The sequence below is a fragment of the Mucilaginibacter polytrichastri genome (genome assembly GCF_001911425.1).
GTDB lineage: Bacteria > Bacteroidota > Bacteroidia > Sphingobacteriales > Sphingobacteriaceae > Mucilaginibacter > Mucilaginibacter polytrichastri.
The window spans coordinates 3,339,717-3,364,988 of record NZ_MPPL01000001.1; the positions used below are offsets into that span (position 1 = coordinate 3,339,717).

The 25,272-nt window shown below is 42.9% G+C and carries 10 protein-coding genes; 8 read left to right on the top strand and 2 right to left on the bottom strand.

Features of this window, described 5'->3' with window-relative positions; genetic code table 11:
* The first annotated feature begins 122 nt into the window (after window positions 1–122).
* From RG47T_RS14170 to RG47T_RS14205, 8 genes are all read left to right on the top strand, one after another.
* Entirely contained in the window at window positions 123–3,524 is a 3,402-nt protein-coding gene (locus RG47T_RS14170; protein ID WP_074490077.1) for a SusC/RagA family TonB-linked outer membrane protein, read from the top strand.
* Window positions 3,525–3,535: 11 nt separating this feature from the next.
* The gene (locus tag RG47T_RS14175; RefSeq protein ID WP_074493453.1) at window positions 3,536–5,071 is read left to right on the top strand and encodes a SusD/RagB family nutrient-binding outer membrane lipoprotein; all 1,536 of its coding nucleotides are present in this window, start codon (window positions 3,536–3,538) and stop codon (window positions 5,069–5,071) included.
* A 72-nt stretch (window positions 5,072–5,143) separates the two neighbouring features.
* Complete coding sequence (locus tag RG47T_RS14180) at window positions 5,144–6,787, top strand: alpha-L-fucosidase (RefSeq protein WP_074490078.1); 1,644 nt, start codon at window positions 5,144–5,146, stop codon at window positions 6,785–6,787.
* Window positions 6,788–6,870: 83 nt separating this feature from the next.
* Window positions 6,871–7,335: a RidA family protein gene (locus RG47T_RS14185; RefSeq protein WP_074490079.1), complete on the top strand. Its 465-nt coding sequence runs from the start codon at window positions 6,871–6,873 to the stop codon at window positions 7,333–7,335.
* A 31-nt stretch (window positions 7,336–7,366) separates the two neighbouring features.
* Window positions 7,367–8,572 (top strand): aminotransferase class V-fold PLP-dependent enzyme, encoded by a 1,206-nt coding sequence (locus RG47T_RS14190; RefSeq protein WP_074490080.1) that lies wholly within the window; start codon window positions 7,367–7,369, stop codon window positions 8,570–8,572.
* A 52-nt stretch (window positions 8,573–8,624) separates the two neighbouring features.
* Entirely contained in the window at window positions 8,625–9,917 is a 1,293-nt protein-coding gene (locus RG47T_RS14195) for an amidohydrolase/deacetylase family metallohydrolase (protein WP_074490081.1), read from the top strand.
* A gap of 457 nt (window positions 9,918–10,374) precedes the next feature.
* Entirely contained in the window at window positions 10,375–11,190 is an 816-nt protein-coding gene (locus RG47T_RS14200) for an alpha/beta fold hydrolase (protein WP_074490082.1), read from the top strand.
* 1 nt (window position 11,191) lies between these two features.
* Window positions 11,192–11,827 carry a PAS domain S-box protein gene (locus RG47T_RS14205; protein WP_074490083.1) on the top strand — a complete coding sequence of 212 codons (636 nt, stop codon included), beginning with the start codon at window positions 11,192–11,194 and terminating at the stop codon, window positions 11,825–11,827.
* A 397-nt stretch (window positions 11,828–12,224) separates the two neighbouring features.
* Here the strand turns inward: RG47T_RS14205 and RG47T_RS14210 are convergent, their stop codons facing one another.
* Together RG47T_RS14210 and RG47T_RS14215 are read right to left on the bottom strand one after the other, a co-directional pair.
* Window positions 12,225–12,935 carry a hypothetical protein gene (locus tag RG47T_RS14210; RefSeq protein ID WP_074490084.1) on the bottom strand — a complete coding sequence of 237 codons (711 nt, stop codon included), beginning with the start codon at window positions 12,933–12,935 and terminating at the stop codon, window positions 12,225–12,227.
* The gene (locus tag RG47T_RS14215; RefSeq protein ID WP_074490085.1) at window positions 12,932–25,213 is read right to left on the bottom strand and encodes an NHL domain-containing protein; all 12,282 of its coding nucleotides are present in this window, start codon (window positions 25,211–25,213) and stop codon (window positions 12,932–12,934) included. Before RG47T_RS14215 ends, RG47T_RS14210 begins: the two co-directional genes overlap by 4 nt.
* Window positions 25,214–25,272: the final 59 nt, after the last annotated feature.

The following is a 25,272-nucleotide window of genomic DNA, read 5'->3' on the forward strand; positions in this document are numbered from 1 at the left end:
AAGGGCTGAATGTGTTACCAGCACATTCAACCCAAAAGCCGGGTTGCAGGAAGCAACATCGACTCGAAAATCCATCCCTCACAGGAGAATTAACAATTGTATAAAAACAATCATTCAAATATATGATAAAATTTTTACCACCCTTTTGCATAAAGCAACTCGCTTTAAGCAAATGCCGGGCTATTATTTTAATCTTACTTTTAACAATTTACAATGCCGGTGCAGCTGTAAAAAGCAATCAAAGTTTAGACACCCGCATCACACTAAACGTTAAAAACATTGCAGTAAAAGACGTTTTCTTAAAAATAAGCAAAGATTACCATATCAATTTTGCTTACAGCCCCAACATTGTACCCTGCGAAAAGAAAATTGATTTGCAGGTACACGATAAGATACTTGAAACCGTACTGCACGATATTTTAGATCCGATAGGCATGGCTTATTCGGTATCAGACAATATTATCGTAATTGATAAAAAAGAAAAAACAGATAAATCAACCCAGGCTCAACCCGTTAAAGGCCAGGTAACAGATAGCAGGGGCCTACCCCTGCCTGGTGTTAGTGTTATGATTAAGGGAACCACAACCGGTACCGTCACAGACAATAGCGGAAATTTTTCGCTCACCATCGCCGATGGCAACAGCACATTGATTTTTACTTATGTAGGTTTTATTACGCAAGAACTTGCGGTTAATAACCAAAAGGTAGTTAACCTTAAAATGGCAGAAGCTACCCGTGGCTTAAATGAGGTAGTAGTTACGGCATTAGGTATCAACCGCCAAAAAAAATCATTAGGTTATGCCGTTACCGAATTAAAGGGCGATGAATTTACCCAGGCACGTGAAAATAACGTTGCTAATGCCTTAACAGGTAAAGTAGCAGGTGTAAACGCTATTGGTACATCAACCGGCCCCGGTGGGTCGAGCCGTGTGGTGATCCGCGGTAACGGATCTTTAACGGGCGAAAACCAGCCTTTATATGTGGTAAATGGTATGCCAATTGACAATTCTGTACCCGGTGGTTCGGCAACAGTTAACGGTATTACCAGCAACGTGGATCGCGGCGATGGTATTGGCGGTATCAACCCCGACGATATCGAAACCATGACGGTTTTAAAAGGTGGAACTGCTGCGGCTTTATATGGGTCGCGTGCTGCAAATGGTGTTATCTTAATTACCACAAAAAAAGGTAAAGCACAAAAAGGCATAGGTGTTGAATATAACAGTACCGCTACGTTAGAAGATATTGCTGTTTTTCCAGACTATCAATATACTTACGGCCAGGGTGATGGCGGCGTAATGCCCACAGACCTGGGAACTGCACAATCTACCGGGCGCCGTTCTTGGGGTTCATTAATTGATCCCTCAAAAACATTTGTGGCTGTAGATGGGCAAAAGCACAGCTATACAGCGCAAAAAAACAACCTTAAAAACTTTTACCAAACAGGTTCAACCTATACAAACACACTGGCTTTTACCGGCGGTAACGAGGCTGTAACCTACCGGTTTTCTGCCTCTGATTTAGATAGCCGTGGTATTTTGCCCGGCAATACCTACAAGCGTAAAACAGGTAACCTAGCGGTAAATGCCAAACTAGGCAGCAAAATAAGCATCGAAGCTTTAGCACAATACAACTTAGAAAATGGCCACAACCGTGCCAGCGCAGGTGATGCACTGGGTAACCCAAACTGGCTGCCTTACATGGCTGCCAACACTGTTGATGTGCGCTGGATAAAACCAGGCTATGACGCTAGCGGAAACGAAACTGTTTGGAACGATGCCTCTATTGCATCAAACGGCTATTTTGTGATTAACAAATATAAAGAAGACGACACTAAAAATCGCTTCATCGGCCAGGGATCTGTGGCCTATGAGCCTGTTAAGAACCTGATTTTCAAGGCAACTATCAGTCGCGATTTTTACAACTATAACTATACCAACATTTTACCAACCGGTACTTTGTATGTACCAAACGGCCAGTACAGTGGTATCAAATCAGACGTATCAGAAACCAATGGTATGGTTACCGGTAATTATAAAACAACGGTCTTAAAAGATTACGGCATCTCTGTTTTGGCGGGTGTAAACAGCCGGAAATTTGTTAACGAACAATTGAATATGAATGGTGCTACTTTCACCATCCCTTATTTTTACAGCTATACCAACCTTGCTACTGCATCTACCATCCCTTACAATGCACGTATCCAAACCAATTCGGCTTTTGCCTCGGCAGATCTGAATTACAAAACCATCTTCTACCTTACCTTAACCGGCCGTAAAGATTGGTTCTCTACCTTAAGCCCGTCTAACAATAACATCTTTTACCCAAGTGTAGGCGGAAGTTTTATCCTGTCAGACGCGGTTAAATTGCCGGCTATTTTCGATCTGGCAAAAATCAGGGCATCATACGCACAAGTAGGCGGCGGCGGCCCCGACCCGTATGTAATCAACCTTTCATACAGTAACGTACCCAGCTCTGGCCCAACGCTGCAAAATGTAACCAGCACCCAAATTACCAATTCGAAATTAAAGCCCTATACGTCAACCACAAAAGAAGGTGGTATCGAATTACAAATGTTAAAAAACAGGCTACATCTTGACGTTACTTATTATGATCGCAAAACCACTAATGATATTGTTAACTCAACCATATCATCGGCTTCCGGCTATAATAGCGTAGTGTTAAACGTTGGCGCTGTAGATAACAGAGGTATCGAGATTTTATTAAGCGGAACGCCTGTACAATCGCACGATTTTAGCTGGAACCCTAGCTTTAACTTTGCTTACAATAAAAACAAAGTATTAAAATTAACCGATAACATTACTTCTATGCAACTGGCCAATTCGGTTGGCAACTGGGCTTATATTAACAATATTGTAGGCTCCTCGGCCGGGCAAATTGTAGGCACGCGCATGCAGCGCGATGACGCCGGCAATGTAGTTTACAACAAAACAACAGGCTACCCGGTACAAACCCCATTACAGGTATTGGGTAATAGTGTTGCGCCTTACACCATGGGGCTTAATAACAATTTTCGTTACAAGCGCTTTACACTGGGTGTGCTGTTAGACGGCAAGTTTGGCAACAAGATATTTTCTGTAACAGAAGTTTATGCAACCCGTTTAGGCTTGTTAAAATCAACCCTGCCTGGCAGGGAAAACGGTTTAGTACTGCAAGGGGTTGACCAAACCGGCGCTGCTTACACACGCACAGTACCTGTAAGTGGTTTACGTAGCTATTACGACAACTACAAAACCTACTCCGATCTGTTTTTACACGACGGTAGCTTTGTAAAACTTCGCCAGTTGATATTTAGCTACAGCATACCGGTTAACAACCTTAGATTGGTTAAAATACAATCTGCCAATATATCGCTTGTGGCACGCAACCTGGCTATTTTATACAAAAAGACAGATAATTTCGATCCCGAATCGAGCCTTACAAATAGCAACATTCAGGGCATCGAGTCTATCGGTTTGCCGCATACCCGCTCTTTTGGTTTAAACTTTTCTGTTAAATTTTAATGACAAACCTGATGAAGAATTTTATAAAAAAGCACTTATTAAAAACAGCATTGCTAATATCAGGAGTGGCCTCCATGCAATCCTGTAGCAAAAACTTTGCTGAAATAAATACCAACCCCGATGCCGTTGCTACCAGCACCCCGCAGTTCATTTTTACCAAAGCGCAGTACGATGGCACATCAAACATGCTTAATCTTTTGCTGGGCACTATGCAATACACCACCAGTTATAATGATGTAGCAGGTTTTGGATCTAAATATATTCAAAGCCAAAGTACCTCATCATCGTCAGCCTTCAGCAACGCTTACCCTAACGAGATTAATGAGATTACGGAGGTAATTAAAGCAGTTACAGGCGATGCAACAAAGGTTAATTTACTTGCCGAAGCACGTATATGGCGCGTTTACTGCTTTAGCCGTTTAACAGACCTATACGGAGATATCCCCTATTCGCAAGCTGCACAAGGTTACAACAGCAGTATTTATTCTCCGGTTTATGATGCCCAAAAGGACATTTATGCCAACATGCTAGCCGAGCTGGATGCAGCCGCCCAAAGCTTGGATGCATCTAAAGCAACTTTCGGATCATCTGATCTGATTTATAGTGGCAATACCACGCAGTGGAAAAAGTTCGCCTACTCTTTAATGCTCCGTTTAGGCATGCGGATGACCAAGGTTGATGTCGCAGCTGCCCAAACATGGGTTACCAAAGCCATCACAGGGGGTGTAATTATGGCCGATGCCGATATCGCCAAGGTTGCTTACGTGGGTTCGGGCCAGGATATCAATAAAAATCCGCTGGCTTTAAGTTTGCTTAACTCAGATTATATTAAGGCCGATGGAAACAGTAATACAGAAGGCGGCAAATATCAGGATGTGTTTATTAACTACTTAAAGCAAAACAACGATCCCCGTTTACCTGTAATTTCTGTTGTTTACACCACCGGCACTGCCGATACCACATCTGTTAATCAAAAAGGCATGTCGGCTATGTTAAGTGCTAAGCCGAGCAATTTTGTTACTTTTTCAGAGCCTCGGCAAAACACTTTGCTTTTACTATCGTCGCCAAGATTGGTTTTCACAGCGGCCGAGTCTTATTTCCTACTGGCCGAAGCTGCTTTGCGGGGTTGGTATAGTGGTGCAACTGTAAGCGCTTCGTACCAAAATGGCATCAGCGCTTCTATGCGCCAGTGGGCAGTTATTGCAGGCTCGGCAGGCAGCATAACCACCAACCAAATTGATACCTATATTAAATATCATCAGCTAACCACCAGCGGTACTTTCGATCAGCAGATGGCACAAATCTATACCCAGTTTTGGGTAGGTGTTTTCCCGGATGCGCAGGAAGTTTTTGCTAGCTATCGCCGCACAGGTTACCCCGCATTAACGCCTAATAACTACGTTGGCAATGCCACAGGCGGGCTTATTTTCAGGCGAATGCTTTACCCGCTTTCTGAGCAAAACTTAAATACAGTTTCATATAAGGCCGCAATAGCCAGGCAGGGAGCCGACAGTTTTCTGACCCGGATTTGGTGGGATAAACAATAACTCTTAAACTATTTTTCTATACCTCATATGCAGCGCGTTTTATACGCGCTGCATATACTTCCATGCCTATATATGAAGCAGAAATTATATCTACTACTCGTGATGCTGTGCTGTTACCAAATAGTTTTAGCACAAAATGATGTGGTAAAAGACGACGAAGCAAGCGATTTTAACCTTAATAAACCCGAACGTGTGGAGTGGTTGCGCAACACCAATGATGGCCTTTTTATCCATTTTGGGGTTGACGGTCAGTTGGGTATAGTAATTAGCCATGCCCTAGTTGGCGCTTCAGACGATTTTGTGAATCGTTACTTTACCGAGTTGCCCAAAACGTTTGACCCTAAAAAGTTCAACCCGCACGAAATAGCTGTTTTGGCTAAGCTGGCAGGTATGAAGTACATTGTGTTCACCACCAAGCACCACTCTGGTTTTTGCATGTGGGATACCAAAACAACCGATTTTAACATCACTAAAACGCCCTATAAAAAAGATCTTTTAATAGAGTATGTAGAGGCTACCCGCGAGGTAGGTTTAGGCGTAGGATTTTATTTTTCGCCAGAGGATTTTAACTTTTTGCACGATCACCAGATCCCCATTAGCCGTACTGATGTAAAAATGGATGATGCCACCCTTAAACTATACGACGAATACACTGCCCGGCAATGTAAAGAGCTCTTTACCAATTACGGCAAAATTGATGTACTGTTTATAGACGGCGACCCGAAGGAAACTGTTAAGAAACTGGCCTGGAAGTTACAACCCGACATCCTTATTACCCGGGGAGCTATTAAAACGCCCGAACAGGTATTACCGGGCGCCAAAATTACAGCTCCCTGGCTTTCGTGCATTACAATGGGCACTGCCTGGCAATATCAACCCACAAATGATCGCTATAAATCTGGCAACCAACTGTTACAGCTTTTAATTGAGGCGCGGGCAAAAGGCGGCTCGCTGCTGCTAAACGTTGGCCCCAAACCCAATGGCGAATTGGCGCAAGAACAGGAAGACCGCCTGCGCGAAATGGCAGGATGGTATTTTATCAATCGCGAAAGTGTAGATAGTGTGAGGAGCTGGGTGGTAAGCCACGAAAAAGACGTTTGGTTTACCAGCAAAAATGGGCATACACTGTACGCTTTTATAACCGATGTAAAAGATTGGAAAGAAGGCCAACGCAAAACCTTTATGATCCATTCTGTAAAAAGCACAAACGATACAAAAGTTAATGTACTGGGGCAAAACAGCAAAATTATTGAGTACAAAAACGATGATGTAACCAGCCGCTTCCGCCAAACGGCAGAGGGCCTGGAGGTTTCTGTTGTAAAAGCACAGCGAATTTATGACGATCACCGTTGGCCTAACCCGGTTGTAATTAAGCTGGAGCACATAGCCCCCGTGATAAACGAAGCTGTACAGGTAATAACAGCCGAAAATAAAGCGACCGCAACCGGTGGGATTTTATCGGGAAAAATCATGCACTATGTGCCTAAAAGCGCACAAAGGGCGTGCTTCTACTATCGCCCCTACACTGGGCAGGTAGAAACCCTGTATGCCAGCCCCTGGGTTAAAACCAGTTGGACAAGCATTAAACCCAACGGCGACTTTGACTTGATGGTTAGTGCCTTACAAAAAGGCAAGCAATATGAATATAAAGCGGTTGCAGAGCAATCAAACTTAGAGGTAGAAGGCGAAACGAAAATTTACAGGGGTGTGCAATAATTTTCAATTTAACCGGAGGGTTAGCCGGTTAACGCCTTCTACCCCTAATAAATAAACACCAATACTTAAAAACTATAATAACTATGGAAACACAAAGAAGATCTATTTTGAAAAAAATGCTGGCTTCGGTTGCCGGTATCTCGGTAATGGGCTTGTCGGCAAAGGCCAGTTATTTGGCTAAAGACAAAAAAGAAACCAACAACATAACCACACATAATGATGTGCCGCTTTTTTCGGGTTCTACCAAATTAGGCAACATGATTTTTATAGCCGGTAAAGGTGCGCACGTTGCCCCTTTTGAAATAAAAGCGCATACCGAAATTGTATTGAAAGAATTGGAAGAAGAGCTTAAAAGGGCAGGCTCGTCAATGGAAAAGGTTTTAAAGGTAAATGTTTACCTAAACGATATAGCCGACTACCAGGGCATGAACGATGTATACAAAGGCCGCTTTGGCAAAAACCCGCCGGTACGTACCACGGTAGCAGTGGCAAAGGGCGGCGTACCCGGTAATTCTTTAGTAGAGATGGATTGCATCGCCTACTTATAAAATTTATCAAATTATAATCAGACAACTCCATATGAAACGCAGAGACGTTATCAAAAGCCTTACTGCCCTACCGTTGGCAGGCGGCATTATAGGCAGCGTAATTCCACAGGCTGTTAAAGCAGCCCCAACCACTCCCAAGCGCGACTTTTTTAAAGAACTAGGCGTAACCCCGGTTATCAATGCAGGTGTAACCATGACCTTTTTATCGGGGTCTTTAATGTTGCCCGAAGTGTTGGAAGCCATCAACTCAACCGCGCACGATTTTGCCAACATGTATGAATTGCAAGATAAGGTTGGCGCAAAAATAGCAGAAATGCTACACGTAGAGGCAGCGATGGTAACATCGGGCGCTGCCTGCGCCATGGTTTTAGGTACTGCCGCAACAATAACCGGCACAAATGCCGAAAAAATTAAACAACTGCCCAATTTGCCCGGCCCCCGCCCCGAGGTAATTATGCAAAAAACACACCGTTACCTATTTGACCAAGCGGTTAGTACCACCGGCGCAAAGATTATAGAGGTTGAAGGAGTTCCCGAAATGGAGAATGCTGTTAATACAAACACTGTTATGGCCTTGTTTTTTAATGCCGCCGAAAAAAGCAGTATTACCCATCAGGAATTTTTAATTATAGCACAAAAGCACAAAATTCCAACTTTTCTGGATGCCGCGGCAGATGTGCCACCGGTTGAAAACCTGTTTAAATTTCAGAAAATGGGCTTCGACCTGGTAACATTTTCGGGCGGTAAAATGATGCACGGCCCACAAAGTGCCGGCTTACTTTTCGGTCGTAAAGATTTAATTACTGCTGCACGCTTAAACCACAGCCCGCACGAGGCACCCATCGGCAGGCCGATGAAGGTAAATAAAGAAGAAATGTTTGGCATGTATGCCGCCCTAAAATCATACCTCGAACGGGATCATAAAAAAGAATGGGAAGAATGGCTACAACGAGCCAAACGAATCGGCGCTCAGTTAGAAACTCTCTACTCCGTAAAAACAGAAACCTACATCAGCCCGGGGCCGGCCAATGCCTTCCCAAGTTTAAACGTAACCTGGAATACCTCAAAAATTAAGATAAAACCCGAAGCTGTGCTTACTGCTTTAAAAAACGGCACGCCAAGTATAGTGGCAAACAGCGACGGTGATAAATTAAATATTGGCGTAGTACTGTTGCGCCCCGACCAGGTAGATGTAGTTGCAAGGCGTGTAAAAGAGATATTGCAACAGGCAGTTTAAATATCCCAAAAGCCGCTACACGGTTCAAATTATTTCTCTAATAAATTAATTAATGCGAAAATTATTTTTTGTAATCGCACTTTTATTGTGTGTTTTCCAGGTAAAGGCACAAGCGCAAACCTATAATATAGTCATCAAAAACGGGCACGTTATCGACCCTAAAAACAGTATTGATAAAATAACTGACATAGCCATAAGCGATGGTAAAATTGTACGCGTGGCAGATAATATCGACCCTAAACAAGGCATACAAGTGGTAGATGCCACCGGCCTTTGGGTTACCCCGGGCTTAATTGATATCCACTCACACAACTTCTGGGGTACTGAACCCGATCATGCTTATGAAAACGGGAACCTGGCACTCCCGCCGGATGGCTTTACGTTTCGTAATGGTATAACCACGGTTGTAGATGCAGGCAGTTCTGGCTGGCGTACCTTCCCTACCTTTAAAGCACAAACTATTGATCAATCACAAACACGGGTGCTTGCCTTCCTGAATATTGTTGGCGAAGGGATGCGCGGCGGCTATGAACAAAATGCCAATGATATGGACCCTAAAATGGCAGCGATTGTAGCCAGAAAATATAAAAACCTGATTGTGGGTTTTAAAATAGCACATTACGAAGGCCACGAATGGACACCAGTTGATAACGCCGTTGAAGCTTCGAAACAAGCAGGCAACATACCCCTTATGGTTGATTTTGGGGGCAGTACCCCGCCCCTGCCCATTGAAGAACTATTTATGAAACATTTGCGCCCCGGCGATATTTTTACACACTGCTTTGGCCAGCTTGGTAACCGGGAATACATTGTAGACTTGAAAACCAACCATATAAAATCCTTTGTTTGGAAAGCCCGAGAACGCGGCATAAACTTCGATGTAGGTTATGGTGGTATCAGCTTTGCTTTTTCGCAAGCTATCCCCGCAATTAAAGAAGGTTTTTTTCCAAACTCTATCAGCACAGATATGCACGCCGGCAGCATGAATAATGCTATGAAAGACATGCTAACCACGATGTCGAAATTCCTGGCCATTGGGATGGATCTTAAAGGCGTTATTACTGCAAGCACCTTTACGCCAGCCAAAGAAATTGGCCATCCGGAACTAGGGAATTTAAGTATTGGTACCGATGCTGATGTAGCCATCTTAAACTTAAGGAAAGGCAACTTCGGCCTGTTTGACTACACAGGCTACAAGATTAATGCTACCCAAAAACTGGAGTGTGAACTAACCATCAGGGCCGGAAACATTGTTTACGACCTTAATGGCATTGCAAGCCCCATTTATGAGCCACAAACTGTTTCGGCAAATCAAAAAAAGGAAGCAAAATCTATTACTCATTAACAGACTAGCGCAAGTAAATAATTGAATTAATATTTATTTTTCTAGAAGGGCTGTCAATAGACAACTTTTATGAACAAGGCGATACCAGTTTAGGATAGTGAACCGATTACCCGAACAATTTTGTCCTGCCCTCCTTATATTTCATAATTATCCTGCTTAATTAAAGTGTAAAACCGAGTTACGTATTGAATTTATTTAATGTATCAAATGTGTATGAATATATTGAAAGAAATTAAAAAAGCGAATTAGAAAACTAACGTTTATCCATCAATGCACGTCAAAAAAAATCGTTAATGATTATTATTTAAACCATTACGAAATTTTTTTAAAAAAATAAATTTATCCCTCAAAATTTAACAAATTGGACTGGTTATTGAAACAATTTCTGTAGACGTGTATGATGTGCAAGAAAGGATAGTGAGTCGCTATCATTTCTTTAAAATTCCTTTCTATAATTATGGTTGATATAATACAAAGAAACAATGTTAGTGTAACAGGCTGTGGAGACCAAACGATGATTTTCGCTCATGGTTTTGGTTGTAACCAAAATGTATGGTTGCCTGTAATACAGGCACTGGAATCCGACTTTAGATGTGTCCTGTTCGATTATGTAGGTGCCGGAAATTCGGATCTAAGTGCGTATGATAAGCATAAGTATGCTACATTAGACGGATATGCAAAGGATGTTTTGGATATCTGTGAAGCACTGGCAATCGAAGCACCTGTTTTTGTGGGACATTCTGTTAGTGCCATGATTGGTGTACGAGCCGCATTATTAAAACCCGGCTATTTCAGTAAAATGATTTTTGTATCCCCGTCTCCCTATTACATTAACGATGGTGAATATATTGGAGGTATGGAAGAATCTGATCTGTTAGATTTATTAAGTATGATGGATAATAATTATTTGGGCTGGTCATCTGCTATTGCCCCTCTGGTTATGGGAAATGCTGACAAGCCTGAACTAGGGGAAGCGCTTACTGCCAACTTTTGTTCAACCGATCCAAATATTGCCAAGGAATTTGCCCGGGTAACTTTTCTGTCTGACAGCAGGCCCGACCTTCAAAAGCTGGAAGTTCCAAATTTTACGCTCCAATGTTCTGATGACATGCTTGCACCTTTGGCGGTAGGTAATTATATTTACAAACATACAGCAAACAATACGCTAACTATTTTAGAAGCAACAGGACATTGCCCGCATTTGAGCGCCCCTCAGGAAACAATAGAAGCCATAAAATCCTACGTTAGTGTTCCGTTAATGGAATACTGCTAATATGAAAAACCCAATTGATTACGAAGTTTTATATGAAAACGCAGCTTGCGGGATGATCACTTTTCAGCCTGATGGCCGGATAGTATATGCAAACCATACTTTGCTAAATTGGACAGGTTATGACGAGACAGCAATAAAAACAAAAAAATTCCCCGAACTTCTGCACAAAGGCGGTAACCTATACTACCACCTCTTTATTCTGCCCTTGCTTCAAATGCATTCGGCAGTAAATGAAATCAATCTGGAGATACGGACGCCTTCTGGAAGCCTCCCTGTGTTATTCAGCGCAGTAACAGGTGAATTAAGGGAAGTGGAAGGAAAAGTTATCAATGGAATTATCTTTAAGATAGCAGAGCGAAAAAAATTTGAAGCAGAATTATTGAACGAAAAAAACAAGGCAAAAGGCGAGCATGAAAATCAAAGCCTGGTTTTAAGGGAGGTTGCTTACAATCAATCACACCTGGTACGGGCTCCTTTAGCCAGCATATTAGGTTTGATTAGCTTATTGGAAGAGAATGATGAAGTAAACCCTGATAACAAAGCAATTATAAAAATGTTAAATATAAGCGCATCGAATCTGGATAAGGTGATCACAAACATTATAACACTGTCTGCTAAGGGACAAGGAGGCTTATAACATTACCCTTAATTAGCTTTTGTAGCATGGTTGAAAAGTTCGTTATTGCCTCAAGTCAATTCGGCATAATTGCCCTGCTCTTTTATCGCATATAAAGCATTCTCTGTTCACTGGGCAATATCCCCAAAGCGCTGTTCTTCGCTAGCCAATTTGAAAACCTTTGAATTACATGCGCTGGCTTGCTTGCAGTTCCGTTTCAAAGCGCTACTCTTCATTAATGTACAGAAACATCAAGAGGAGCAGATAACCAAAATCGATTAGTATATATTTGTTAAGCCATAGAACATTGTGCACTCAAAACATTTATAAATGAATAGTGAGCCTTCAATTTTATCAGGCTACCCAACCTATTTTTTATATTCAGCAATGTATAATTTAAACTCAATCTGCACGTCAATTAATTAACTTTAAACTGGTAGATAACAGATTGCGACGTATTTCCAGCTGTATCTTTTGTTACTATTTTCCAATAGTATGTTATTGTACTGGAAACGTCCACATCATATTTACTATCCATTAAACCGCTTTTAAATAGTATAGGCGTAGTAGTGGTACCAAAGTAAAGGTCATAGCCGCTAATATCATTATCTACATCGGCCCCATTCCAGTTCAATGTTACTTTGCCGTTATTGGCAGAAACACTCAACATTTGAGTTGGCGATATAGCCTCTGCAGGATATGGGGCATAAGAGGTTTTACCTGGCCCTGCGTTATAGAACTTCCACGTATCACTAACTGCAACATCGGTACTTTGAAATGATAGAGACTTAACAGACCATAAATATGGTGTAGCAATATCTAAAACGACATCCTGCTGAATACTGGTGGTGGTTTGTGTGGTTGCAACGCCAGTTAACAAGTTTTTGACGTTAATTTCATACTTATCTGCATTTGCCGCGGCATTCCATTTAAGCGTAACGGTACTTTGCACAGCTGAAATTACTATGCCCTGTGTACAAAGTGCATTTTGGGCCGGAAAAACCAACACGGCCTTCACCGGTGCCGCCACTGGTACAGGGTCTGTATCATTATTCCCACCACCGCCGCATGCGGCAAGCATCAGTGAAAATATGGCGATTGTATAAATTAAATAGCGTTGTTTTTTCATTGCTTGATTATTTTATAAACCGACTCTTTTCCATCTGCGATAATATGTATGGAATAAAACCCTGTTGTAAGTGTACTGGCATCGATACTAACCACCCCTGAAGTATTATTATATGTTTGATTATATCTTAACCGGGCATCAGAAAAACCATAGATTTTGATATCGCAGATTTTAATATTTGCACTGCCTAAGTTAACGTACAAAATATTGTTAAACGGGTTAGGATAAGGCGCCTGTTCATCTTTGGTATTTATCACCTGGTCAACTGTTCCCTGGCATGGCTTATCTGTGCTAACAGATAGCTTATTCCCACCTTTAATAAGTGGCAGCGTAATAGAATTACTATGCGTGGTATATAATGCCCCATTAAGCTGTATGTTATACACATCACTTCCGTTCAGGCTTAGGGTTACTGTGTTTACAGACTTATTAACCGTAGCATACAATGCCAGGTCTTTAGGTTCGGTAATCACCAAATCATAACATTGATTGAAATTTGCAACACCCCCGGCGGTGATACAAACATTATAAGTACCCGGCGAAAGCTGATCAATGGTAACATCTCCGGTAAAACTATACGTTTTGTTTAGCCCGTTACTGGTTAATGTTGCGGTGTAATTTAACTTTTGTACAGGTGATATGGTAATCATACCATTGTTTGAGCCTTTACAGGTTACACTGGTAGTGGATATTTTGAAATTAGTTGCCGGTACAGTAATGGTAAGTTTACCCGTTTTATAAACAAAACTATAATTATTGGATACTGCCCCCGACGGAACCAAATCATACACACCTTCTGCTGATGTATTATCTGCAGTGGTAGATATGGTGGGTAAAGTATTCAGACTGCTTTGACTATCGCCATTTACAAAACCACTATAGCTTACTGTTAAAGCCGGATTATTTTGCCCGTATGCACGGGTTTGATCATTAGCGGTGATGGCAAGCGATGCTTTGCTAATAATAAATGGTGTGCTTGTGAAGGTAAGTTTATAATTTGCATTTAGGGCTAATGTACCTTGAGCAATTTTATAAGAACCAGCTGCTTCACCAGCTGCTCTTGCTATGCTGCCCGAAAACTGGTCGTCGTTTACAAGGCGCCCGCTGGTAACCTGGTAGGTAAATACAGGATCACTATCGCCATATGTTTTGCTAAAATCATTTGCCTTAACCGCAACCTGAAGCGGGCTTATTATTAACTTTTGTGCAACGTTAACAGCTGGCAGGTAATTAATGCTGCCTGCCTGTGAAGCTGTGATATTAACAACACCGGCACCAATTATATGAACCTTACCACCAACAATAGATGCAACCGCAGAGTTATCTCCGCTATAAATTATTGTATTATCCGGATTATTGCTTGATGCAGCAGGCGTAAAGTCGGCGTCGCCATAAGTAGCATAAGCATCTGGTGCTAAAGTGATAACCTGTTGTGGTATTTTTCTAACATTCAGGTTAATTTTAAATTGGCCTGCACCAGTTACATTGTATGCGGAAACAGTATAGTCCGTAGCCGTTGAAAGTTCTGTAGCAGTGCCGCTTATAATACCTGTAGTTTGGTCAAATGCTAGCCCTGCCGGTAATTTGGCCGAGATGGTATAACCCGTAAGCGTTAAAGTTCTGAGCAGCGAATTTTGTAAATCTGCAATAATAAGCCTCCCCGAGTTATCAAACAGCAACCCGTGAGGCTGCCCAAAAGTAGCAGCGGTACCAATTCCGTTGGCAGCACCTTGTGTATCTGTACCCGCTATTGTTGTTACAATTCCATCAGCCGTAATTTTTCTAATCCGGTTACTGGTGGCTGCGTATAGGTTATCATTAATGTCAATAGCAAGCGCAACTGGCGCCATAACCCCGGCTTCGGTTCCGGTACCATCTTTATTTGCGGTTAAACCATTACCTGTAAAAATACTTATCGTACCGGATGGCGTTATTTTCCTGATCAGGTTATTGGCATAATCTGTTACGAATAAATTTCCCCGGCTATCTGTAACTATACCTGAAATAAAAGAATCGCCCCCTGCATTAGGTATGGTTGCTACAGTAGTGATCATACTGGTCGAAACATTAATTTTTCTGATTTTAGCCCCGCCTTTTTCACTTACATATAAATTACCGGCTGCATCAATAGTTATGGCATCGGGCGCATTTAAGCTGGCAAAATAAGTGTAGCCATCAATTGACGACGCATAGCCTGTGCCTGCATATGTACTCACATATCCTGATGGTGAGATCTTTCTTATTAAATTATTTCCGCGATCTGCTACATACAGGTTTCCTGAAGCATCGGCAACTATACCACTAGGGTTTCTAAATTTGGCAAGCTGACCGGCACCATCTGCCAACCCGTTGTTAGTATTTCCGGCAAAGGTGCTAACAACACCTGCCGGGGTTATTTTTCTGATAAGCCCGTATTGCGAATCAAGTGCGTAAATATTGCCGTCTATGCTGCTTGTTAAACCAGCCAGTGTACCAAAAGACGCAGCTACGCCAACTCCATCAGCATATCCGCGTACACCTTGCGAACCCGCAAGCGTTGTTGTTTGAGCATATACTGTAGCCGGTACTGGCCCCCCTGTGTTTTTCGGAGATATATTTCCGGCTGATTGATTAATGCCTAATGCCACAGGCGTATCGTAAGTGATGTTTGGTGCTGGCAATGCAAGCACTTCAAGCGCGAGTGTGGTATTACTCATGCCAGAAACATTGGCAGCAATTACAGGGTAATTATTAGCCGCGGTTACATTACTGGTTATACCGGTTATAGTTCCTGTTGTGCCATCAAAAACTAATCCGGCGGGCAATGGCTGGCTAAGCTGATAACCATTAAGTAATATTCGCCTTAAAGTATTATTACCAAAATCTGTAACAAGTAACGCCCCGTCTGTTGCAATTGTAATACCGGTTGGCCTGTTAAAACTCGCATTTAAACCCACACCATCGTTAAATCCGCTTACTCCTTTTCCGGCTATTGTTGTTACTACGGCATCAGGCGTTACTTTTCTAATCAGATTAGTGCTCTGATCTGTAACATATAAATTATCGTTATTGTCAATAACAATAGATGTTGGACGATAAAATCTGGCTGCAGAACCGATACCATCTTTACTTTCCCAAATACTGGAGATGGCTCCGGCAAAAGTTGTTACTACACCTGCCGGGGTAATTTTCCTAATCATATTGTTATAATTATCTGCAATAAAGAAATTGCCTTTACTGTCTGCAGCAATACCAGTAGGGTTATAAAAACTGGCACTGGTACCCGTACCATCTTTGCTACCACCATAAACACCATCACCCGCAAATGTGGTAACCGTACCGTCAGGCGTTACTTTCCTTATTAAGCTTCCGCCTTGTTCGGCTACATATAAATTATCATTTGCATCCGCTATAATACCGTAAGGGTAATAGAACCCCGCTGCCGACCCTTTTCCGCTATGCGAATTTGCATTGAGGTTACCAGCCAGGGTAGACACCATGCCATCAGGTGTTATTTTCCTGATCATGTTGTTATACCTGTCTGTTACATAAACATTTCCGTAACTATCAAGCGCAACACCACTTGGGTTGTTAAACATCGCAACAGCAGCAGGGCCATCATAAAATCCGGCTGTGCCATTGCCCGCAAGCGTACTTACAACCCCATCTGGCGTAATTTTACGGATCATATTATTTGCCTGGTCGGCGATGTATATGTTGCCAACATTATCAGTAACAATGCCTGCCGGATTATTAAAGCGTGCATCAGTTAGCACCCCATCTATATTTCCCGATTGGATATTACCTGCTATAGTTGTTGTGTTGCCAAAGATAACTGCCGGAACAGCCCCCCCGGTATTAGCGGGCCCAATGTTAACCTGTGTATAAGTATAAACTTTTGATGGCAGGTAACTGATGGCCGGTGCAGGATCTGCCGTTACAGTAATAGTTAACTTAGTACTGCTTGTGCCCGAAGCATTATTTGCAGTAATCATATAATCTGTGGCAGGCATAGCCTTTTTAGGGGTACCGGTAATTATACCAGTGTTAACATCGAAACTTAAGCCTCGAGGGAGTGGCTTATCAATAGCATACCCGGTTAAATGAACTTTACTAATAAGGTGCCCATCATACTCAGCTACAATTAAAGCATCCTGGTTATTGGTGAGCGTTAAACTTACCGGGCCATTAAATCCGGCTGCTGTACCAATCCCTGAAACCGAGGCTGCCGTACCATTGCCCGCGATGGTTGTTACTGTACCGTCGGTTGTTATCTTCCTGATCACATGGCCATGATAATCTGATACATACAGGTTACCTATTTTATCTGCAATAATGCATGTTGGGTAATTAAAGCTTGCAGCAGTTAATTTTCCATCAACCGAGGCCGCTGTACCACTGCCTGCAAAAGTAGAGACTAAGCCAGCCGGTGTGATTTTTCGGATCAGGTTATTTTTTGTATCAGCAACATATAAATTACCGTCAATGTTGGCGGTTACAGCGTCGGGATTATAAAAGGTAGCTGCGGTACCTGCACCATTGGCAGCACCCATTGTACCATTACCGGCAAATGTAGTAACAACCCCGGCAGGTGTTACTTTACGTATAGCATTATTCTGCTGATCAGCTACATACATATTATCATTCTTATCCATTGAGAACTGATAACTGCCATGGAATAATGCACCGGCGCCTGTGCCATCCTGTAGCCCATAGTTATTACTGCCAACAAATGTAGTTTCCTGCCCATTAGCTATTTTTATAATACGGTTATTGCCATCACTGCCCGGCCAGTTTGAACCAACACCAATAAATAATTCATCTTTTGAGTTGATAGCCAGGCCGATCGGGTCATCTAATGAGGCGGGAAAATCAGAATGGTTATAAAAAGAGGAACCGGCATAGGTACTTACAATACCAGCCGGACTGATCTTTCTCACTAAATTATCAATACGATGAGTTACATATATATTATTAGCAGCATCAACAGCCAAACCCGAAGGATATTTAAATGCCGCAACATCAGCCGGGCCGTCTATATAATCATATTGGCCGATACCGGCAATCCGGCTTACGCTTCCATATCCGCCCGTAGGTATGCCGCCACCACTGTTAGCAGGCACTAACGGCGCTATAATAACGCCGGCAGTAAAAGTTTGACTGGCCGCATAACTAATTTGTGGTTTTTCCGGATATGCTACAGAAAGGTTGATAGTTGTTGCACTGCTTCCATTACTGTTATACCCTGTAACGGTATATGTTTTGGCAGGCATCACCTCATTTGCAGTGCCGCTTATTTTACCGGTTTTACTATCAAAATTCAATCCTGACGGCAAAGCCAGATCTATGACATAGCCTGTTAACACAACTTTTCGCACTTGCTGATTAGCCGACACATATAAGTTACCAGACGCCTGGTCATAACAAATAGCGATAGGCGCAGAGAAAGCCGCTATTGTGCCAACTGCATTGACCAGAAGATTGGAACCATTACCCGCCAGCACAGTTGCTATGCCCGCAGATGAAATTTTCATGATCTTATTGACAGACCAGTCTGCTACATAGATATTCCCTGCTCTATCCATAGCCAGTGCATTTCCATTATAAATGTAGCCGCCACTGCTGTTTGGCCCGCTTGGGGTGCCTGCAAAAAAAGTAGTAACTACCCCAGAAGGCGTAACTTTCCGGATGAGATGGTTACCCGAGTCACCTACGTATAAATTACCGCTTGCATCCACACAAATACCACTTGGATAATTAAAGCTTGCCGCCGTACCGGTACCGTTTGCCGAACCCGAAATACCACTCCCCGCCAGCGTGCTAACAATACCATCAGGTGTAATTTTCCGCACAGTGTTTGATGACTGATCTATCACATACAGATTTCCTACGGCATCAATTGTAATGTTATTAGGTGTAGCAAAAGAAGCCGCCACGCCAACACCATCCACCGACCTGTTATCAGTATTACCTGCAAAGGTGCTTACCACACCTGCCGGCGTAATTTTACGGATCACATTATTGCCCTGATCTAACACATAAAGGTTGCCATCCCTATCAATGGTTAAATCCTTTGGCCTGCTAAACGTGGCAGTGGCCGCACTACCATTATTTAGGCCGTAATTCCCATTTCCGGCAAAATTGGTTACTACACCGGCAGGCGTAATTTTACGGATTAAATTCAAACTCTGGTCTGCTATGTAAATGTTCCCGGCTTGGTCTGTTACAAGTCCGGCAATGGCGTTATAGAGATATGGATTACTTACCGGCGCCGGAAAATTAGCGCCAATGGCCACTGTTGACACCATTGAATAAACAACCGGTTCAATAGCAGTCCCGCTGTTACTTGGCTGCAGATCCGTGATAGCCTTACCGGCTGTATACGTACTCACATTTCCATAACTTATTTGGGGAGCCGCAATAAAGTTAAAGCCGGTAATGTTGCCACTACCATAAGCATTATTAACTACAACACTGCCCGATGCCGTACCCGGAGCCAAAGTAGCGACAATGGATGTTGGCGAAGTAACAGTGTAAGACAATGCCGCCACACCACCAAAGCTTACACTTGTAGCTCCGATAAAATTGTTGCCGGTTATAGTAACTACTGTGTTTGCGTTTGCCGAAGTTGGTGTTATTGCTGTAATTGCCGGTGCTACCAGGGGCACCCCCACATCAATTTTGATAGTTGCCAATCCCGATCCGGCACTGTTAATAGCACTAATTGTATAATTTGTTGCCGGTGAAATGACGGTTGGTGTACCGCTAATAGTCCCTAAGTCGGAAATTGACAAACCAGCAGGAAGTATAGGAGTTACCTGGTAACCAACAATCGCTATTTTTCTGATAGCATTATTCCCCTTATCAGCAACGTACAAATAGTTATTGGCAAACCTGATGTCCCAGGGATTTTTGAAACTTGCCAACGTGCCAACTTTATCAGTCAGCGCACCTACGCCTGTGCCTGCAATAGTACTTACAACGCCCTGCGGTGTAATTTTTCTAATAGTGTGATTACTAACGTCGGCAACGTATAAGTTACCTACCATATCTGAAGTAATTCCCTGGGGATTATAAAATGTAGCAGCTGTGCCGTTTCCATCAGCATTACCTTGTTGAAAACTCCCTGCAAGTGTGCTTATCCCTGCAGGCGTAATTTTTTTTATTAAATTATAATCGGTTATATAAATGTTGTCATAATTATCAATCGTGATACCCTTGGGGCTTGCGAAACCGGCATTAGCAAGCGGGTTATCAGAACCTCCAATATTGCCGGCAATTGTAGAAACAATACCATCGGTGGTTATTTTCCGGATACGGTAGCTTCCGGCATCAACCACAAATAGGTTTCCTTCTGTATCAAAAGCTAACCCGGTGATATTAATAAATGATGCAGAACCGGATGCTCCATCGTTAAACACAGCGGTACCATCGCCCGCAAATGTACTTACAACCCCTGTCGGCGTTACTTTTCTAATCTTGTGATTCCCGGCATCAGCAACAAATAAATTTCCGGCTTTATCTATTGCCATTGCATTTATGAGTTGAAAACCGGCGGCGGTGCCTGCACCATCGGTACTTGCTGCTGTTGTGCTGCCCGCAAATACAGTGGTTACTCCGGCCGGGGTAGTTTTTCGTATAAGCGTATTTTCTGCGCTGTAAGCATTGCCTATGGCATCAATAACTACTGCCACCGGCTGATTAATATTGGCAGAGCTTTGTGTTTCGGTACTGCCTGCAATAGACTTTACCTGCATATATATGGCCTCTGGCACGGCGCTGCCGTTATTAGTTACGTTAATTGCTGTTGCAGCAACACCAGCTTTAAAACTCGCGGTTGCAGGGTAACTGATAGCCGGCGCAGCAGCATAAGCAAACCCCGAAGCTGTAGCCGAACCATAACTATTGATTACTTTAACACTGTTGCCCTGCGCCCCCGCCGGGACAATAGCCTTTATAGTTGTTGAAGAAACAACCGTATATGGCGATACACTAACACCGCCAATCTGAACGCCCGAAGCATCCGTAAAATTACTTCCGGTTATGGTTATCGCATTACCGGGGGTGGCCGTTGTGGGTGCAAATAGTGTAATGGACGGTGCAACTGCCGGTATCTTTACCTCAAAGCTTATGGTGGATGTGCTGCTGCCGTAAATATTGCTGCCGGTTATTTTATAAGACTTTGAACCAGACGAGGCCGTTGGGATACCACTTATTACACCGGTAGCCCCATCTAAATTAAGGCCTTCAGGTAAAGCCGGGCTAATCGTATAACCCGTTTGAACAACTTTTCTTATCGCATAATTGTAGGCATCACTAACATACAGGTTTCCGTCTGCTCCTATTGTAATGCTGTACGGATAATTGAACCCTGCATCTGAACCAACTCCATCTGTTAATCTCTTATTGCCGTTGCCTCCGGCTACGGTGCTCACCATCCCATCCGGGCTGATTTTACGGATGCGCTGATTGCCTTGATCTGCCACAAAAAGATTTCCAAAACCATCTGCCACTATAGCACTTGGGTTGCTAAACTTTGCGTCTGCAACCGGGCCGTCCGCATAACCATTAACACTGCCCGCTACGGTTGTAACGTTTCCGGAAGGAGTTATTTTTCTGATCCTGTTACCATTTACTTCAGTTACATACAAATTATCTGAAGCATCAAATGCTAACCCGGATGGGGTTGAAAAAATAGCTGCTGCACCCACACCATCTGTACTTGTTCCATAAGTTCCCCCGGCAAAAGTGGTTACCTGTCCATCGGGTGTAATTTTGCGTATGGCATTGTTATACATATCCGATACATACAAATTACCCTTTACATCAAAAGCAAGCCCTGTAGGTGAATTAAAATTTGCGCTGGCAGCACTTCCGTTGGTAAATCCCTGCGCATTTCCTGCAAATGTGGTTACCGTTCCATCTGGTGTTATTTTTCTTATCCTATTATTTCCCTGTTCGGCCACGTAAATATTTCCCGCAGCATCGGCTGCTAAACCTTTAGGGTAATTAAAATTTGCCGCGGCACCCGTACCATCTTTGTAGCCATTGTTACTTACACCGCCGGCCAGCGTGGTTACATTACCGTCTTTTGTGATTTTACGAATCTGATAATAATCATCGGTAACATATGTATTACCATCTCCGTCTGTAGTCATCCCTTGCGGTGTACTGAAACGCGAAGTTGTAAGTGTGCCGTTAGTGTAGCCCTGTGTGCCATTACCTGCGTAGGTTGTTACGGTGCCGTAAGTACCGGATATAGCACCGCCATTATTGGCCGGCGTTAAAGAAGTGATAGCCGTGCCAACAGTAAAACTTTGGGTTAGCGTATACGATATGGCCGGTGGCGGGTTTAATTGTAATTGGCTATAGGTAGCAGTACCAAATGGATTTATAACCTTTATTTCTGTGGCTGTACTCCCCTGCGGTATACTGGTGGTAATAATGGTAGGTGACACAATAAAAAAATCGACATTTGAAGAACCGACTTTAACTGCTGTAGCACCAACAAAATTCGTCCCCGTGAGTTTTAATCGCATGCCCGCACCTATATTTTGAGGCGAAACGGCACTAATTACCGGCGGTAGTTCCGGAATCTTTACTTCGATATTTATGGGAGTTGTATTTTTTCCTGCGAGGTTAGCTACTGTTACCGTGTAATCTGTTGCCGGTGAAGTTACATTTGCGCTGCCGGTTATTTTACCATCCTGATTTAAAATTAATCCATCTGGCAGTGCCGGTGAAATTGCATATCCCGTTAATGCTATTTTATAGATATTGTTGGTTGATACATCACTATAATAGATGTTATTAGCCTGATCAATAGTGATTCCAAAAGCAGAATAGCTGGTATTAGTTGCATGCGTAAAGGTAGTAACCCCTCCCTGTAAAGATACCTTTCTTATCGCACCGTTATATTGAGAGATGTATAGATTATTACTGTTATCAAACACTAAATTGTATGGAAAATTAAAAATTGCAGCAGTCCCTGCACCATCTGCATCCTGTAAAAGACCTGTATTACTCCCACCGGCCAGGGTTGTTACTACTCCACCAGAAGTAATTTTTCTAATAAGATTATTCCCCTGATCAGCCACGTACAAATTTCCTGCGTTATCAAGTGCCAGGCCCTGTGGGTTTGAAAACTTAGCTGCGGTACCTGCTCCATCAGCAAATCCCTGCCCGCCACCTGCCAGGGTTGTTACCAACCCGGCCGGAGTAATTTTGCGGATCATGTTATTACCCGCATCGCTAACGTAAAGGTTGCCGTTATTGTCCCGGATAATTGATGCCGGGTAATTGAAACTTGCAGCAGTGCCCGTGCCGTTTGTTGAACCGTTGTAACCAGCACCTGCAATTAGGGTAGAAGTGCCGTTTGGTGTTATCTTTAATATTGTATTACTGGTTTTATCAGCCACATAAATATTCCCCAAATGGTCTGTTACCAATCCGGAAGAACTGTAGTTACCCGGATAAGTACTTACTACACCTTCAGGAGTAATTTTTCTTATTAACCTGTTTACCTGGTCACATACATAAATATTTCCTTGGTCATCTGCCGTTAAACTTACAGGCGAATAAAAGCTGGCAGTTTGCGCAGTACCATCAGTAGCGCCAGGTACACCACTGCCTGCAAAAAGTATTTTTTGACCTAAATATTGCCTGGGTATATTACTATTGCCACTTGGTATTATATTTACAGGTTGGCCGGTTTTTAACTGTTGAGGGCTTGTATAAGTAACTGCGGGCAACGTTGTGATGGTAAATCCACTTTTGCTTCCGTTGCCATAGGGGTTAATAACTGTTACAGCACCATCTATAGCTGCCGGGGGTATCTTTGCCACTACCTTATTGGGAGATAGGATGGTAAACTCTGCCGTCTTCCCTCCTATTATAACACCAGAAGCTTCATAAAAGTTACTACCGCTAATTGTGATATAAGTACCTGCAATACTGTTTGAAGGTGAAAACTCAGCAATTACAGGGGCTACAGCCGGTGAAATAACAGCTATATTAATTACCGCTGTACTGCTTCCATATTGGTTAATGGCGGTAACCGTGTAGTCTTTTGCCGCAGCCGTAATATTAGCACTACCACTAATGGCACCTGTTGAAGAATTAAAAATCAGTCCTTCTGTTAATGCAGGGTAAATGGTATAGCCGGCCGCGTTAATTGATCGTATTAAATTGTTGTAACAATCTGCTACATAAACTTTGTCATTTATCATTACAACGCCTGTTGGCCTGCTAAACCTGGCTGCATTGCCTAAACCGTCGCTATTGCCGCTGTTAAGGTTTCCTGCAAGTGTTGTAACATCTCCCGAAGGGTTTAGCATCCTGATCATGTTATTGCCTTGATCTGCTATATACAAATTACCGCCGGCATCAATAGTTAAACCTGTTGGTGCATTAAAAGTAGCGTTGGCACCTTTTGCATTTACCGCACCGGTAAGGCCGTTTCCGGCTATAGTAGTTACTATGCCATCCGGGGTTATTTTACGGATGCGGTTACCTATATTTTCTGTTACGTAAAGTGCCCCTGCGGCATCAAAAACAATACCTGTGGGCCCGTTAAAACTTGCATTTATCCCGGTGCCATCAACACTCATAGCCGAACCGCTTCCCGCAAAGGTTGTTACCACACCTGCCGGAGTAATTTTTCTGATCTTATTGCCGCTTAGCTCGGCCACATAAACATTACCCAAGGCATCAACAGCAATGCCATAAGGGCTATTAAAACTGGCATTAGTACCCACCCCGTCTCCACTACCATAATAACTGTTGCCTGCAAACGTGGATACGACACCCTGGGGAGTTATTTTCCTGATCAGGTTATTAAACCTGTCGGCTACATAAATATTTCCGTTAGCATCCAGCGCAATGCCACAGGGATTATTAAAGCTTGCGGCAATGCCCGTGCCATTGGTGCTGCCTGCAGTATTGTTTCCGGCAATTGTTGTCACAACGCCTCCGGCTGCAATTTTTCGAATCCTGTTACCATATTGGTCTGCTACATAAATATTTCCAGCCTGGTCTGCTGCAATGCCGGTAGGATAATAAAAACTTGCCGCTATACCTGTGCCATCGACTGTTGAATAGGAGCCGCTACCAGCTAAAACACGTGTATAACTGTAGCCATCCGGCGACACAACTGCGCCACCCGTATTGGTGGGTACAGTATTTGTAATCGCCATCCCGACATTAAACTGCTGTGGTGTATTGTATGAAATTTGTGGAGATTGAGCTTTACAAATTAAGGAAACCAAAAACAGTGATAAAGCCAGTATAAATTTATTCATGTAGGACAAGGTGGTTTGGTTGATCAAACCCTTAAAAATATAACTTTTTGGCCACTTAA